The 15,079-nt window shown below is 60.0% G+C and carries 17 protein-coding genes; 9 read left to right on the top strand and 8 right to left on the bottom strand.

Annotated features, from left to right (window positions below):
* Positions 1-8: 8 nt before the first annotated feature.
* Positions 9-431 (bottom strand): AvrD family protein, encoded by a 423-nt coding sequence (locus tag ACIQH5_RS16970; RefSeq protein ID WP_400405552.1) that lies wholly within the window; start codon positions 429-431, stop codon positions 9-11.
* A gap of 178 nt (positions 432-609) precedes the next feature.
* Between ACIQH5_RS16970 and ACIQH5_RS16965 the strand changes: the two genes are divergently transcribed.
* A complete protein-coding gene (locus ACIQH5_RS16965; RefSeq protein WP_400405550.1) occupies positions 610-1,446 on the top strand; it encodes an alpha/beta fold hydrolase in 837 nt (278 codons plus the stop codon).
* A gap of 70 nt (positions 1,447-1,516) precedes the next feature.
* Here the strand turns inward: ACIQH5_RS16965 and ACIQH5_RS16960 are convergent, their stop codons facing one another.
* The 7 genes from ACIQH5_RS16960 to ACIQH5_RS16930 all read right to left on the bottom strand — a co-directional run bounded on the left by ACIQH5_RS16960 (position 1,517) and on the right by ACIQH5_RS16930 (position 6,087).
* The gene (locus tag ACIQH5_RS16960; RefSeq protein ID WP_400405547.1) at positions 1,517-3,037 is read right to left on the bottom strand and encodes a CHAD domain-containing protein; all 1,521 of its coding nucleotides are present in this window, start codon (positions 3,035-3,037) and stop codon (positions 1,517-1,519) included.
* A gap of 118 nt (positions 3,038-3,155) precedes the next feature.
* Positions 3,156-3,659, bottom strand: a complete 504-nt coding sequence (locus ACIQH5_RS16955) for an SRPBCC family protein (RefSeq protein WP_400405545.1) — start codon at positions 3,657-3,659, stop codon at positions 3,156-3,158.
* A gap of 114 nt (positions 3,660-3,773) precedes the next feature.
* On the bottom strand, positions 3,774-4,127 hold the full coding sequence (locus ACIQH5_RS16950) for a hypothetical protein (RefSeq protein ID WP_400405542.1): 354 nt from the start codon (positions 4,125-4,127) through the stop codon (positions 3,774-3,776).
* A gap of 220 nt (positions 4,128-4,347) precedes the next feature.
* On the bottom strand, positions 4,348-4,551 hold the full coding sequence (locus ACIQH5_RS16945) for a hypothetical protein (RefSeq protein ID WP_400405540.1): 204 nt from the start codon (positions 4,549-4,551) through the stop codon (positions 4,348-4,350).
* Between the two features lie 121 nt (positions 4,552-4,672).
* Positions 4,673-4,846 (bottom strand): hypothetical protein, encoded by a 174-nt coding sequence (locus ACIQH5_RS16940; RefSeq protein ID WP_400405537.1) that lies wholly within the window; start codon positions 4,844-4,846, stop codon positions 4,673-4,675.
* A gap of 86 nt (positions 4,847-4,932) precedes the next feature.
* Positions 4,933-5,091 (bottom strand): hypothetical protein, encoded by a 159-nt coding sequence (locus tag ACIQH5_RS16935; protein ID WP_018778776.1) that lies wholly within the window; start codon positions 5,089-5,091, stop codon positions 4,933-4,935.
* Between the two features lie 231 nt (positions 5,092-5,322).
* Complete coding sequence (locus ACIQH5_RS16930; protein ID WP_400405533.1) at positions 5,323-6,087, bottom strand: IclR family transcriptional regulator; 765 nt, start codon at positions 6,085-6,087, stop codon at positions 5,323-5,325.
* 112 nt (positions 6,088-6,199) lie between these two features.
* Here ACIQH5_RS16930 and ACIQH5_RS16925 point away from each other — a divergent pair, with 112 nt between their 5' ends.
* The 8 genes from ACIQH5_RS16925 to ACIQH5_RS16890 all read left to right on the top strand — a co-directional run bounded on the left by ACIQH5_RS16925 (position 6,200) and on the right by ACIQH5_RS16890 (position 14,980).
* Complete coding sequence (locus ACIQH5_RS16925) at positions 6,200-7,591, top strand: SLC13 family permease (RefSeq protein WP_400405530.1); 1,392 nt, start codon at positions 6,200-6,202, stop codon at positions 7,589-7,591.
* A 28-nt stretch (positions 7,592-7,619) separates the two neighbouring features.
* Positions 7,620-8,837 carry a CaiB/BaiF CoA transferase family protein gene (locus ACIQH5_RS16920; RefSeq protein ID WP_400405528.1) on the top strand — a complete coding sequence of 406 codons (1,218 nt, stop codon included), beginning with the start codon at positions 7,620-7,622 and terminating at the stop codon, positions 8,835-8,837.
* Positions 8,834-9,643, top strand: coding sequence for an enoyl-CoA hydratase/isomerase family protein (locus ACIQH5_RS16915; protein WP_400405525.1), 810 nt, complete (start codon positions 8,834-8,836; stop codon positions 9,641-9,643). The genes ACIQH5_RS16920 and ACIQH5_RS16915 overlap by 4 nt, the downstream gene beginning before the upstream one ends.
* A gap of 96 nt (positions 9,644-9,739) precedes the next feature.
* Positions 9,740-10,333, top strand: coding sequence for a dTMP kinase (locus tag ACIQH5_RS16910; protein WP_400405522.1), 594 nt, complete (start codon positions 9,740-9,742; stop codon positions 10,331-10,333).
* A gap of 256 nt (positions 10,334-10,589) precedes the next feature.
* Positions 10,590-11,072, top strand: a complete 483-nt coding sequence (locus ACIQH5_RS16905) for a hypothetical protein (protein ID WP_400405519.1) — start codon at positions 10,590-10,592, stop codon at positions 11,070-11,072.
* Between the two features lie 854 nt (positions 11,073-11,926).
* Positions 11,927-12,199 (top strand): lactococcin 972 family bacteriocin, encoded by a 273-nt coding sequence (locus tag ACIQH5_RS16900; RefSeq protein WP_400405516.1) that lies wholly within the window; start codon positions 11,927-11,929, stop codon positions 12,197-12,199.
* 64 nt (positions 12,200-12,263) lie between these two features.
* Positions 12,264-14,225 (top strand): hypothetical protein, encoded by a 1,962-nt coding sequence (locus ACIQH5_RS16895; protein ID WP_400405514.1) that lies wholly within the window; start codon positions 12,264-12,266, stop codon positions 14,223-14,225.
* 5 nt (positions 14,226-14,230) lie between these two features.
* On the top strand, positions 14,231-14,980 hold the full coding sequence (locus ACIQH5_RS16890) for an ABC transporter ATP-binding protein (protein ID WP_400405512.1): 750 nt from the start codon (positions 14,231-14,233) through the stop codon (positions 14,978-14,980).
* Positions 14,981-15,079 lie beyond the last annotated feature (99 nt).

Below are 15,079 nucleotides of genomic sequence, written 5' to 3'. Positions count from 1 at the left end.
CGAGCATCTCAGGATGGACCCGCGTCCGTGGTCCCGAAGGGTCGCCACGCAATAAGGTCACTCAGGCTTCCTTCCACCGGTTCACTGCCTCCGGAGATAGTGACGGATGTCAGGTAGGCGGCAGGCAATATCTCCGGCGAAAATCTGCTCGCCAACAGGGCTTCCGCCATTCTGCAGGCAAGGACAAGAACGTCCGTTGTGCCAAGATGCGGAGTTTGTTCCCGGTTGCCTTTGACGGACCAAACTCCGTCCATGCCCAAACCGGCGCGGGCGGTCAGCGAGGACTCGGCAACAGTGTGGGCAACGCGAAGATTCCTCAGCCGGGGGTTGGTGGTCTTGTAACCGTGGCTGAAGAAGCGGCTGCGTCCATCGCCCAAGAGGTCGTCGATGGAGGCATAAGTCTTTGTGGCGGAGGATAGGGCAAGGGGCATGAGTATTCCTTGGATTCGTCATCGGCGGTGATCCAAGATTCCCCCGTTGCAACGTCGACAACCAGTGTCCGTGGATGGTGGTGGTGGGAACACCACCCTGTGTAGCTGTTCTGCCGGTGCCGGCCCCAACAGTAGGCTGGAAACGTTCGTGTTGAACCGCATCGAAGGGACTTGAGTTTTGGCTTACATCACCGTCGGAAACGAAAACAGCTCTGAGATCGAGCTTTACTACGAGGACCATGGGACCGGCCAGGCAGTGGTCCTGATTCACGGCTACCCGTTGGACGGTTCCTCCTGGGAGAAGCAGACAGCCGCTCTGCTCGACGCCGGTTACCGCGTCATTACGTACGATCGCCGCGGGTTCGGCAAGTCCAGCCAGCCCACCGAGGGCTACGACTACGACACCTTCGCCGCAGACCTGAAAACCGTGCTGGACACGCTGGACCTGAACGATGCCGTCTTGGTGGGCTTCTCCATGGGCACCGGCGAAGTTGCGCGCTACATCAGCACGTACGGTTCGGCACGCGTTGCCAAGGCTGTGTTCCTCGGTTCGTTGGAGCCGTTCCTCCTGAAGACCGACGACAACCCTGACGGCGTCCCGCAGGACGTCTTCGATGGCCTTGCCGCCGCCGTCAAAGCAGACCGCTACGCCTTCTTCACCGACTTCTTCAAGAACTTCTACAACAGCGACACTTTCCTGGGCACCGACCGGCTCAGCCAGGAATCCGTGGATGCCAGCTGGAACCTGGCCAGCAAGTCCGGGGCTTTCGCCTCAGTTGCCGCCCAGCCCACCTGGCTCACGGACTTCCGTGCCGACATCCCCAAGATCGACGTCCCGGCCCTGATTGTTCACGGCACGGCGGACAACATCCTGCCCATCGACGTCACCGGACGGCGATTCAAGGACGCCCTGCCCAGCGCAGAGTACTTGGAGATTGAAGGCGCACCGCACGGTCTGCTCTGGACGCACGGGGCAGAGATCAACGAGGCCCTGCTGGCGTTCCTCAAAAAGTAAGTCCCGGGAGTTTGTGTACAGCAGATGACCTTTAGAAGGCGTTTTTAGGGCATTTGCTGTACACAAACTCCTACTTCTTGAGGCGAAGCTTTCGCGCCTTCTTGCTCTTTCGCAGGTATTTTTCCAGCGTCGCATCAGCCGCGGTGCTTTCCATGGCATGGAGCACGCCATACGTGAAGGCACTGTTGCTGATGCCCGGCGCGGAACCCAGCTTCAGCAGTTCCGTTCGGGCCATGACACTGTCCTGGTGGTCGCCGAGGATGGACTGAACGTTGTGCGCAGCGTTCCCCAGCTTCACAGCACGCTTACCGTGGATGCCTTCCACGGCTGCGGCGGCAAAACGCAGCTTTTTGGCGGCCTTCCGGACTTCGTGGAAGGCCTTGTCGTGTTCAGGCCCGACGGCGGTACCCACCGCTGCATTGTGGCGTTTGCGGAGTCTTTTGCCAGCCTTGTTGACGAGCTTTGCCGTGGTTTTCTTGGCCGGCCGAGACCCCGTTGGAGTCAGCGGGGGATGCTCCAGGAAGGCTTCCAGATTGTCCAGCAACGTGAAGTAGCGGGGGCTGTTCAACCGGTTCCGCACGGCAGACATCGCATTGTTGGCCCTCAGGGACATGCGTTGTTCAAGCTCATCCCCGAGCTGACCGAGAACCAGCTTCCCCGGCAGTTCCTCAAGGCTGACCTTCAGGCGTTCGTGCAGAACCTCAACGTCGCGGTACCGGCCCAGGGTCCGCGCGAGCGATTTCAACTCCCGTTCCAGATCCTTCACAGCCGTCGGCTCGAAGAGCTCACTAAAACCATGCAACACGGCCCGGATCCGGCGGATCTGGGACCGCATTTGATGGACCGAATCGTCACGGGCAAGGCGGACATGTGAATCCTGGAGGAGCATCTCGGCCACTTGTTCGTCCAGATAACTGAGCACGGGAACCGCCGCTGGGCCCTGGCCGCTGGGCTCGTCGCGTTCCGTCCGCCGCGAGGCGGGCCATGAGTCGCCCAAGGCGGTGGCCAGCTTGGAAGTACGCTTACTCGGCTTAGCGCCGGCGTCGGCAAGTTGTTTCGTTAGTGTGCTCAGCAGAGCGTGGTCGGCTACATCCGATGCCAGCTCCACTTCCCACTCACGCCATTGAAGTTCACGCGGTTCACCAAGCATCGCCTCTGCGCGAACGTGATCATCTACGAATTCGGCCATGCGGCGGCCATCTTTGCCATACAAGGGGTAACTGGTGCGTTCCGTGGTCAGCGTTGCGACTGGAGCCACTGCATGTCCCCGCGTGTAGGCGAGCACACGGTCCGTGAGTTCTACCGGGACCGTCTCCGCGTTGCCCAGCGGTGCTTGGATCTCTATTCGCCTGCCAGCGCTGTGCGGGAGCTTCAGATGCCATCCGGCGTCAGTTCCACCGGTGCGGCGGCGCAAAGTGATTCCCCGGGCCGCGAGGGCCAAGTGCTGGGTGTCAAAGTAGATGGCTTCCAGGCTATGGCTCGCCGGTTCACCCACTTTTCCGATGCCATCCAGCTGATCCAAGGCCGGCAGCGGCGCGGACGCGTCGGCGTCGAATTTCTGTTCAACTTCCACGGTGCCGGTGGTTGCCATGATGGCGGAAATCCTGTCTTCTGGGGGTGCCACGAGGGCCGGCCCGTTGACGTGGCCGGCCCCCGTTGGAGCAATCTATTGGTGCTGTATCCAGTCTGAGCCAGTCCGAAGCCTGGCGCTAGAGACCCGGCGCGCTACTGCCTGGGGTCTGACCCGTGTCATCAACATCTCCGCCGGACACCGTGCCACGCCAAGCACCGGTTTCATGCCCTTGGGCTTCGATGAACTTCTTGAACTTGTCCAGATCCGCGCCGACGCGCAGGCTGTCCGCACCAAGCGCTGAACCCGCCTTTTCAGCGAGGCCCTCGGGCTCCCACACAATCTCAACGTTCACCCGTGTCCGGCCGGAGTCCAGGGGCTCGAAGCTTACGGTGCCGCCGTTACGGGGACCGTCAACGCTGGCCCAACTCACCAGGGAGTCCGGGACCTGCTCGATGATCTGCGCATTGTATTCGCGCTTCACTCCGCCCACATTGGTTGAAAAGTGGAGGCCCGTTTCATCGATTTGTTCTAAGGACTCCACCCCATTCATGAACTGGGGGAATGCCTCGAATTGCGTCCACTGGTTGTAGGCGACAGTTACGGGGACATCTACTTCGATTGACTTATTGACCGTAGCCATAGGGTTGCTCCTTCGATTTCGCCGCGGGTGCTCATGCTGTACTGCTGGTGGCGCGCCAGCCAGCTGGCTGCTTAACCAGTGGCGCGCCTGTCTAGAGCGCGCCAGCCAAAGCTCTTAGCCGGCGTCGAAACTTTCGTCGTCATCGTCGTTGGGAGACTCTTCCTGGGGAAGGTCGTTGCCGCTGCCGTCCGGCAGGCTGTCGTCGTTGCCGTCCGGCACGCTGGACTGCTCGGCGTGGGCTTGCTCTTCGGTTCCGCCGAATCGGCCGGCACCGGGCTCGCCCGCACTGTCTGAATCCTCCGGATTCAGGTGGCTGAGGTTTGGCGCGCCAGTACCCTCTCCGAGGGAAGCCTCCTCGATGTCTTCTTCAACGCGCGGTTGCGCCTGGCCTCCGCCGGCTTCCTGCTCCGCGGTAGGAGTGCCGTAGCCTCCCACTTCCTCTTCCGGCGTGGTGTTCTGCTTGTCCATGTGAACTGTCCTTTCCCTGAGCGGTGGAACGTGTTTATGGAACACTTCGAACCTATAAGGCTCCTTGGTGGCATGTCCATGCCTTTGACGATAATAGTCAGCAAACTTAGTAAAAGGCCATTCGAGGGTCTAGGCTTCCACCATGAACCCGTAGGCCACCACGGCAAGCGCCATCGACGCGGCACGAGCGGGCACCGCCAGCGCAGGCGTCGCGAGCTAGTTAGGACGGCTGCGGAATCTCACAGCCGCCCTGAGGATCCAAGCCCGTGTAATTCAGTGGGCCGGCAACAACATTCAACGCTATGGTGGCAAACTGTGAGCACTGCGCGGGTGGCGAAGTGAAATATCCCCGCTGACCGGCTGCAACGGCCCCAATAATGAGCCACACCACCACGAACAGCCCGATGATTGAACCGATTCGCATTTATATCCCCATCACTAAAGACAGCTCCCGGTAATTAACGGCAAATCCCGGTTTTTGGCGTGGAATGACACAGCGCGGCTGCGGACTGGATATCTCCTGTTCGCAGCCGCGCTGGCGCCTATCAATCCGCGGGATTGGTTTCGGTAGTCAGACCGCGTGAGTCCGCGGTCTTCTCGTCCTTCTCTTCTGCCGGGCCGGGCGGGCTGGCAGATTCGCTGGCTCCGGCGTCGACGGCGTCGCTGGGACTTTCCGACGAGGCGTCACCTGCAGGCACTTTGTTGCTGGATTGAGCCACTATCGGGTCCCTGGGAATCGGATTTCCCGGGGTTGTGGTCCCATCGCGAACCTGGGTAAAACCGGCAACTTCACTGGGGTCTGTTGTCATACGCGCGACCGGCCCCGGCCCACCACCCAGCCGATCAGGGCCAGCACCAGAAGGATGATTCCCACCCACAGCAGGAAGCTGAGGGCCTGATTGAATCCGCCTACCAGGAGCAAGATGATCGCGATAACACCGGCGATTATTAAGAGAGTGTTCATTGAGCTACGCATCCCTTTCAATAACTGTTGTCTATTCAGGAAGGCGTCCGCTGGTACTTCATTACTGAAGCGCCACCCATGCCAACGGGCACCGATCAGGGAATTTCTTCCCTATTTCGCTTACGTACCCTCACGGAATTAGTTCAAACGGACCTCTGCCCATGAAGGGGTACGTACATAGCATCATGATAGGCGCGCATTACGCTGGAACGAAGTATTCGGACAGGAAACTTAGTATCCCTTTGTGGAGAACGCGCCCAAGGCACGGCTGATCTCCAAAGCAGTTCCCGCCGCCGCCTCGCCGTACTCCTGATACTTGGCCGGCACGATTCTGCTGGACGGTCCGGATATGGAGATGGAACCGGCCGCCACGCCGCCCGGCCCCAGCAACGGGACGCCGATCGAGGTGATCCCGGTACTGAGTCCCTGTTCATTGATGGAGTACCCGCGGGCCCTGGTGTCAACGATCATCATCCGGAGCTGGGCGGGATCAACAACCGTCTGCGGTGTCAAAGCCTCCAGCGGACCGGCCAGGTAGCCATCCACAAAAGCTTCATCTGCCGCGGACAAGTAGGCCATTCCCGTGGAGGACGCGTGCATGGGAAGCCGCGACCCCAGGGGCAGGAACGCCCGGAGAACGTGCGGGGTGTCCAGGCGCTCGATGATCAGCATGTATCCGCGGTCCGGCACGGCTAAGTGAACGGTTTCGGTGGTGTCCAGCTGAAGCGCGTTCAGCGGTCCCATGGCGGCGTCGCGAATTACCGAGCCACTGCTTCCGCGGCTCGCCACAGCAAAGGCGTGGTTGGTCAACACCCATTTACCGGCCTGCGCTTCTGACTGCGCAACCCAGCCCAGTTCGGCCAGCGTCCTCAGCATGCGGAGCACGGTGGCCTTGGGGACGTCCACCTCGCGGCTTAGCTCGGACAGGCCGGCCGGCTGGTTGTCCGAGACCGCTTCCAACACACGAATCGCCGTGACCACGCTCTGCGTACTCATCCACACTCCCGCTTGACCGACTTCCCTCAGTGCCCTACATTACAGGCGACTTCCCAAAATGAACCAACGGTTCATCCAGTGAACCGACGAAGTTTGATTGGAGAACGGCCCTATGGAATTGCAAATACTTGCCTTGGCCATCTTTGTGGGCGTCTTTGTTCTGGCAACACTGCGCAAGGTGCACATCGGAGTGCTCATGTTCGCAGCAGCTGCCGGGGTAGGCGTCTGGATGGCGGGGATGACCATTGACAAGGTGGTGGCAGGCTTCCCCATCGGAATCCTGGTCCTCCTCGTGGGAGTGACGTACTTCTTCGCGATCGCCCAGGCCAACGGCACCATCGATCGCATTATCGAAATGGCAATCACCAAAGTGGGTGACCGCGCCTTCTTTCTCCCGCTCGCCTTCTTCGCACTCACCATCGGCATCTCCGCCATGGGCTCACCCCTTGCCGGACTGGTCATGGCGCCCATCGGAATGCCGTTGGCCAAGCGCTACGGCATCGACCGCATGCTCATGGGAATCGCCATCGGCTCGGGCCTCAGTGCCGGAGGGTTCGCCCCCACCAGCCTGTTCGGAATCGTCACCTACGGCACGGCCAGGGCGGCCGGGATCGACCTTGACCCGTTGGTCCTCTTCAGCGTGGCGTTGGGCACCAACATCCTGCTGTTGACGGCCGCCTACGTCCTTTTCGGCGGGTTCAAGCTTCTCAACAAGCGCACCGCTGACGGTTTTGGCACAAATGTGCCACGTTTCAGCGCCAGCCGCCCGACGCCGTCGCACCCTTTTGAGCGCGAAGGCAACATCGCACGGGGCCAGAAGGCGGCCGCCCAAACCGTCCAGGTCCTGGAAGGCTGCCAACCGCAAGCGGAGGCACCGGCGTCGGGCCCTCAGCTCAACCGCAACCAGATCATCACGGTGCTCTGCATGGCCGGCCTGGTCCTCACCGTCATCATGATGTCCGTCCTTGGAGCGAACCCGGACATTGGCGTCCTGTGTTTCGCATTCGCCTCAGTCCTCACGCTCTGCGATCCGCAATCCGGCAAATCGGCGGTGAGCAAGATCGATTGGTCCACTGTTCTCCTGGTGGGCGGGATCATCACGTTCGTCGGAGTCCTTCAGACCATGGGTGCCGTGGCTCTGCTCGGGGAAGCAGCCGGCGCCGTCGGGACTCCGCTGCTGGCAGCGCTGGTGATCTGCGCGATCGGCGGTCTTGTATCCGCCTTCGCCTCAACCACCGGCATGCTCGCGGCGCTGGTGCCGCTGGCCCTCCCACTGGTGGCGTCCGGGGACATTGCCGGGTGGGCAGTCATTGCCGCTCTGGGCGTGTGCTCTTCGATCGTTGACGTCTCGCCGTTCTCCACCGTGGGCGCCACGTTCGTAGCCACCGTGGACGCCGACGAACGTCCCCGCCTCACCAGGCTGCTCACACGGTGGGGGCTCTCCATGGTGGTGGCCGGCCCTCTGGTCCTTGTTGGCGCCCTGGTTCTTCCGTCCAGTCTCTAGTTTCTTCAACGCACGAAAGGTGCCCACCATGCTCAAACCACTCCGCGGAATCACCGTCATCGACCTCAGCCGAGCTCTCGCAGGCCCTTATTGCACCGCGCTCCTGGCCGATATGGGCGCCAGGATCATCAAGGTGGAAAGCGTCAACGGGGGCGACACTGCCCGGCAGTGGCCCCCGTTCCAGGACGGTCACAGCCTTTACTTCGACTCCGTCAACCGCAACAAAGTGTCCGTGTGCTTGGACTTCTATTCAGACGAAGGACGCGAGATCCTCTCGGGATTGATCGCCGACGCGGACGTTCTGGTGGAGAATTTCAAGCCCGGCACGCTGGAGAAAATGGGCTTCACTCCTGCCCGGCTTGATGAGTTGAACCCCGGGCTCGTAGTGGGCTCCGTAACCGGATTCGGAAACACCGGCCCCCTCAAAGACGACGCCGGGCTGGACCAGGTCATCCAAGGAATGTCCGGCCTGATGTCCGTCACCGGCCCCGGACCAGGCTCTGCCTATCGCGTGGGGGTGCCCATTGTGGACATCACCTCGGGAATGATCTGCGCGTTTGGAATCGTAACTTCACTCCTCGGAGCCCGGAACGGCGAGCGCCCCAGCCGGGTGTCAACCTCCCTGCTGGAAACCGCACTGAATCTCTCCGCTTTCCAGGGGCAGAAGGCTCTTAGCCTCGGCGAAGCACCCACGCCGCAGGGCAACAACCACCCTGTGATCGCCCCCTACGGCATGTTCGCCACGGCCACGGAGTCCATCAATATCGCCGTGGGCAGCGACAAACAATGGCGGGCGTTCTGCGGCTTGCTCGGTGTTCCGTCTGCTGTGGAAGATCCCCGGTTCATCACCGGGGCGGACCGGTCAGCCAACAGGGATCAGTTGTCGGAGCTCGTCGAAAATGCCTTGGCGGCCAAATCCGCCGCCGAGTGGGTTCCGCTGATCAGCCAGGCCGGCATTCCTTGCGGCCCTATTTATGACTACACGCAGGCCCTCGCCTCGGAACAGGTCGCGGCTTTGGGACTCGTGCAACGCCGCGAGCGCCTGGACGGCTCCGAGCTCCCGCTGCTCCGCGGCCCCCTCAGCCTGGATGGCGAGGCCAGCGAGATCCTCTCGCCCCCACCGCTTCTGGGCGAGCACACCGCAGATGTACTGATGGAGTTTGGAATGACGCACGACGACGTCACCCGGCTTGAGCGCGAGGGCCGCATTGTGTGCGGGCCGGCAAAGATTGGAGCACAGCGATGACCACAGTTTCTGACGTCAGGGCAGGCCGTATGGCCGTCTCGATCACTGACGGTGTGGCTACCGTGGAAATCAGCAACCTGGCACAGCGAAACGCCCTGACCCGGGATATGTGCTTGGAGATCCAGGAACTGATGCCGCGTCTGGACGCTGATCCTGACGTTGCCTTGGTAGTGCTGAGGGGCGCCGGGGACACGTTCTGCGCCGGGGCCTCCATCAGTGAACTCTCTTCTGTGCTGGTGGATTCCCAACCGGACGGCACCTCCGTGGATCATCTCAGTGGGGCAGATGCTGCCATCGCTTCCCTGTCCAAGCCTTCCGTCGCTTTGGTGGATGGTGCCTGCATGGGCGGCGGCTGGCAGATCGCCTCAGCCTGCGACTTCATCATTGCCAACGAACGTGCGGTAATCGGGCTGACTCCGGCCAAGATCGGGATCATTTACCCCCGCCCGGGCATCGAACGGCTCGTCCGGCTTGTGGGACACGCCAACGCCAAGTACATCCTCCTCACCGGACTGACGTTCAGCGCAACCGAGGCCCGGGCACTCGGGCTGGTGGCCGACGTCGTGCCTTCAGAATCTTTTGAGGAAAAGTGCGCGGCACTTGTCAGCACCCTGCGGAGCCGCTCCCGGTTCTCCATGCATTCCATGAAGCGACTGGTGGACGCCACAGACGCAGCACCATCCGATGCTGATCAGGAATGGGCTGACGCTTGGGCTGCCATGCCGGACAGTCCGGATATGGGGATTGGTATCAGCGCATTCCTGAACCGCGAGCGGCCTGAATTCACCTGGCGACCAGTGGGCTAAGCCGGCTGAGATGTGATCTGCACCTCAAGCGGCACAAGTGACGCCCTCCCCGCGTTGTACATGGAACGAGTTGTACAGAAGACGAAGGGAGGGCTCATGCTCATTGTTCTGACGGGAATTGACGGCTCAGGAAAAACGACGGCGGCCCGCGCCTTGGTCGATTCGGCTCGCGCTGAAGGACGAAGCGCCCTGCTGCTCAGTAATCACGCTGCCCGCCGGAGGATGTCGCTGTTGTCCGAGCGGTTTGGATGGACAGTGGCACCACGCGTATTGGACTTCGTTGAAACCGGCGTTCGATTGTTCAACGTTCTGGTCAACCATGCACGGGCCCGGCAGTTTGATGGCCTGGTGGTGATGGACCGCCACCTCCACTGCCAGCTGGCGTTACGCCAGGCCAACGGTGTGGGTCGCGGCAAGCTGCTTCCGTGGCTGCTGGAGAAGCTACCCGCAGCCGACCTGCACGTCCACTTCGACACAGATCCCACTGTTGCCCACGCTCGGGTCATGGCACGTGGCACGGATCAGGAGACGGTTGCCGACCTGAGGGCATTCCGGGATGCTTACCGTTCGCTTCCTGAGTATGAGAACTTTGTTGAGGTGGACGCCAACGGCGAGCCCGGCAACGTCCTGGCCCAGCTGAACCGGGTCATCGCGGCCGCCAGCGAAGAAGCGGCCGTCCCCCGCCCCTAAACTTGGCTTGACTTGCTCCCCGCTGCTTGCCGGGTATGCTCGGCCCATGCCAACTACGGCGTTCTTGGGGGAAAATTCGTGAGTACCAAAAGCAGACGCAGTCTGCTGATCTTTGTGTTCGGATTCGGGACGTACGCTTCACTGATGCGGCCAGTGGGCGCTATTTATGCCCTGTTGATCGGCCTCGTTGTAGTTGCGGCTGTTCTGTATGTCGACAGGCTCGTGCAATCGAAACGTCCGCAAAGGAGTTCGTTGCGTGAAATGCACGATCTTGGGCGGCGCTAAAGCTTCAAGGCTGATTTCAGAGGCTGGGATCAGCCGCGGCTCGCAGAAGGTCATCGCAAGCGTCATGGGACTGGCTTGCGTCTTCGTCATCGTGACCGCCATTCCCAGCGGTGTGCTGCTGGTCAGCGCAGGGCTGGTTGCGGTCATTGCCCTCCTGACAGTCTCAGTACTTCACATCACGGTGACCGTTGAAGCCACAGAGCAGAACCTAACGGTCAGATGCCGGCCGTTCTACTCCAAGACGATCCCGCTGGAGGACATCCTTGATGCCTCCCCTGCGCCATCCAGTTCCATGATCGGAGGTTTCGGCGTCCGGTACTTGGGCCAGCGAACGTGGGGGCTGCTGGTCGGCGGTCCGGCCATCGTCCTGGAGACCCCCAGCCGCACCTGGCTGATCTCAACGCCAGACCCCGAGTCCACAGCCGCTTCCATCCTCGCCCACGCCCGCAAGTGATTGGCAGATACGCGTGGAGGATCGGCTTACGGGCGGATCAGCCGGTCCAAGCCTCTGCGGAGGATCGACAACAACGTACTGTCGATCCAGAATTGCGTCGAACAGCCGCGGTCTGACCGCTGACTTAGACCCCGACATGGCAGACCCGTCGTGGAGCTTCCGGGTCTTCCGTGGGCCCAAGCGCCCGTATAGCTTCACAGTTGAAGGGCCGTACGAGGACAGCGGCTAAGACACTCCGGAAACACACGCTGAGATGACACGGTGACCCTTGGTCCCGTTCGCGCAAAGAACTCACCAGGTACATCGACAACCAGAACGCGGCGATAGCCATCGAATATTGGTTCGTACCAGCTGCCGCCTGGAAGTGCGTTGGGCCCAAGAAGCACAGACACTGCTTTGGCCAGCACAACGTCCAGCGGCGGACGAACTGTCGACGGGAGGATCCCTCTCAGCTGGGCCATGTGCTCAGGAAAGGGCATCCGGCATGGACAACCAATTGACACGGAGTCCGCGGGTCATTAATGCTTTGGGAAATGTTGAGAAATATTTTCCAGGAGGCGTCATGAAATCAGCTGTTGTGCCACTTATACGCATTTGCGCCAAAATATACGCAAAGCGGGTCGCCCCGATCAAATAGCTAAAAATCTGTTGCAGGTCTGGTTTTCCCATTCATACGCATTTACGGTGTTCTCAGACATTGGGATGACGCAGAAAGCCCGGAGGAAAGGGCGGAGATGAGACTCTCCAGTATCTAAGGATGGACGCCGGCGCGGGTTCATGCTGCGTTGGGACATCCGGAATTTAGAACGAGGGGAACCAAAATGAATTTTCGTCGAAGCCTCGCGGGTTGCCTGTTGACGCTTGGCCTTTCAGCGGCGGGAGGTGGGATTGCGCTTGCTTCCACTTTCTATCCGGCCGAGGGGGGAGTGTGGAATTACGGTGTTGTCAGCGGCGCGCACCTGTATTCCGACTACTTCCAGCAAAATCTCTGCCACAGCTCATCGACGCAGAACGACTGGGGCTATTCGTCATCACCCAATGCGATTGCGGGATCCTGGTCAAACAACTCACAACCAACGACGAGCTTCCAGAACAACCGCGCCTACTACGGAATCAACGGCTGCTAGAGGAAGAAGGGCCGGCGCTGTACCGCGTCTGTACGCGGTGCAGCGCCCGGCACAGGGTGAAATAATGCTGAAGGTTTTGGTCCGATTTGCTGCTGTGGCGATCACGGCTTTGATTGCCCTAGTCGCAGGCGTCTATGCAGCTGCAGCAGACCTTGATGGATTGCCGGATTCTGATTTCGTTGTTTCAGTTCGTTTCGACGGAAGCCCGCTGTCCAGAGACCAAATAGTCAGCAAACTGGACACCTTCGCCGATGCCACAGGAGTAGGCATCGTACGAGTTGCGAGTGCGCCGGACGACTTCCTCAACAAGCGGGTTGCATTTTCCTTTGGATCAAAAGAAATCCAGAACGCAGATATTGACTGGTTCTCACCAACCATGAGCGGTTCGATGAGCAAATCCAGCAATCTTGGTACTACGTCGCTAAATGGCGTCTACGGTCTTTCAGGAAGTGACACACAGGCAGCATCCTTCCGGACCTGGATGACCGGCGAGCTGAAAGCCGATGCAGTACTCACCAAGAAGACATCTGCTGGGTTGCTTTCCTACGCTCTGTTGACTGTGGGGGCATGGGTACCAGTGTCCGCGGCAATTCTGTTGTTAGGAGCGACGATATTATCGTGGTTCGTACTGCGGGCCCGTGGCCGTGAGCTGCGCGTCATGGCCGGCATGCGGCTATCACATGTTGTATTCACAGACTTACGCTCCTTATTTGGAGCGTTGGCGTTACCGGCATTGGGCACATATTTGATTGCTGTGGTCGTTGTGTTGGCGACAGGCTTTGGTCGTTTCGGATACTACACCGCCACCCTGGCGCTGTTTACGGGTGTTCTGGCGGCGTTCACAATTGTTGTGGCTCTGCTCCTGGGAATGGTCACTCTCCCCGCTGTGCGCGACATCGCGGCCCGTCGACCGTCTGAGCGGGCTTCCTGGGTTATCAGTGAGCTACTCAAGGTGGCAGCAGTGATGATTGTGGCTGCGATTTTGCCCACTGTTTGGGGCATTGTGGCGAATGCGTCAGCGGCTAGTTCGCAAGGAGCTACATGGGGTGCCATGGGCGACGACGTCACCCTCCGCATCGCGCAGCGGCCTGGCCCGGCCGAAGAGGCAGCATTTGCAGGACTCACGAGGGACATGGTGGGGAACGACGCTGCCATGTTTTCGATGTCTTTGGATTCCAGCACAGTCGATCTTGTCGATGAGGCGGCTACCGCGGATCTGAACGCGATGGGATATGACAGTGTTGTTCTCACAGACCATCGGTACCTTGACACTGTCAATGGGGCCCGTGGTGCATCGTGGGGTCCTGTCACAAAAGTGCAGTCGTTCGGAGACCTGCCGGAAACCGTCAAGGGCAAGTTGGTCCCGACCCTGAAGCTCTGGACCAGCAACCGCCAGGGACCGGAAATACAAATTTACGAAAATACCAGCGACGTGGACATTGTGGTGTCGGGAAGCATGGCAGGCACACTTGATGTGAATGAGCATCCGCTTATCCTGGTAGTGAAAGACGTTGCCCAGTTCGACAGCTCTTTCCTTGCTTCTGCGGTGAGCCGCGGCAATGTGGTGTTCACGGATCCTGAACGCGTTGCTCAGATCGTGAAGGAACGGGACATGGTAGCGGAGATCCTCTCAACTGACCGAATAGCCGATTTGGGTCTGTACGACGCGCAATCCAAGCAAAGGAACGCCCAACTGGGAGCTTCGGCGATAGCCTTGGCTGTGCTGGCACTGATTATGTGCGTGGCTATTACCGCCTGGATCTTCGCGCTTTTACGGCGGCGCCGCTGGTTTGTCCAACGCACTGCCGGGAAATCCTGGATTACCATCCTCCTTCCAAGACTCCTTTGGGAGTTAATCGCGGCGACGTTGCTCGGAGTCGTCATGGCTTTGTCGTTCGTGGCTTTGGATTCTTCACACATCTGGGTTTCCGGATTGGCACCCCTGATCTATTTCGCCTGCACTTGGTGCATTCATCAATGGGCCGCAGTGACCACTTTCCGTACGACGCTTGCACGAAGGGGATAGAACTGATGCTTTTGTACGCAGACAGTGTTTCGGTTGTGATTGATGGAAAGCCCGTTTTGAATTCGGTTTCCGTGGAAGCCAAACCAGGAAAAATGCTCGTTCTTGCCGGCAGCAGCGGCAGCGGCAAGACGACTTTGTTGAACGTACTCGGACTATTGGGCCGGGTCGGGAGTGGCCATGTGGTCGTGGGCGGCGAGGATGCCACGAAATGGAATGACTCCAAACGTCGCCGCTTCTGGAGGAATCATGTCGCCTTCGTATTTCAAGACTATGGACTCATTGAAGAGGCGAGTGTCGGCTATAACGTGACAGTGGGGCGGCGAGGCCTTTTTGGATTGCGCCCGTCCGAGAGTGAACGATTGGGCCAAGTTCTCAAGCACGTTTTGCTGTCAGGACGCGAAAAGGAGCAAACTGCCAGGTTGAGCGGTGGCGAGAAACAACGCGTTGGATTAGCGCGGGCAATGTTCCGTGCGGCTGACATCGTCCTTGCCGATGAACCAACGGCGTCGTTGGATCGCAGGAATCGTCAGCTGGTGATCAATTTCCTGAAGGAAGAAGCCCGGCGCGGTGCCACGGTGGTTGTTGCTACCCACGACGAGGATCTTATGGCGGCTGGAGATGACGTGGTACTGCTAAGCCAACATCCGTCAGGGACGCCCATACGACCTTCGAAACTGTCAGGGACTCCGCCAGTGGAGTTAGCGGGCCCTCGGCAGGGTGGATTATCCGCAGGGTTGCTTGGCCCTGATCAGTGACATTTCGATGGTAGCCACCCGAAGCCCGAATATTGGGGGCGTTTTATCTGGATGACCAGAGAGGTTCGCGAGTGAGCGGGGCTTGGTCGAATATGAGAT

This window comes from Paenarthrobacter sp. NPDC091711 (assembly GCF_044756605.1).
Taxonomy (GTDB): domain Bacteria; phylum Actinomycetota; class Actinomycetes; order Actinomycetales; family Micrococcaceae; genus Arthrobacter.
Note: the sequence above shows the minus strand (reverse complement) of the source record. Positions and strands in the feature narration are given on the sequence as shown.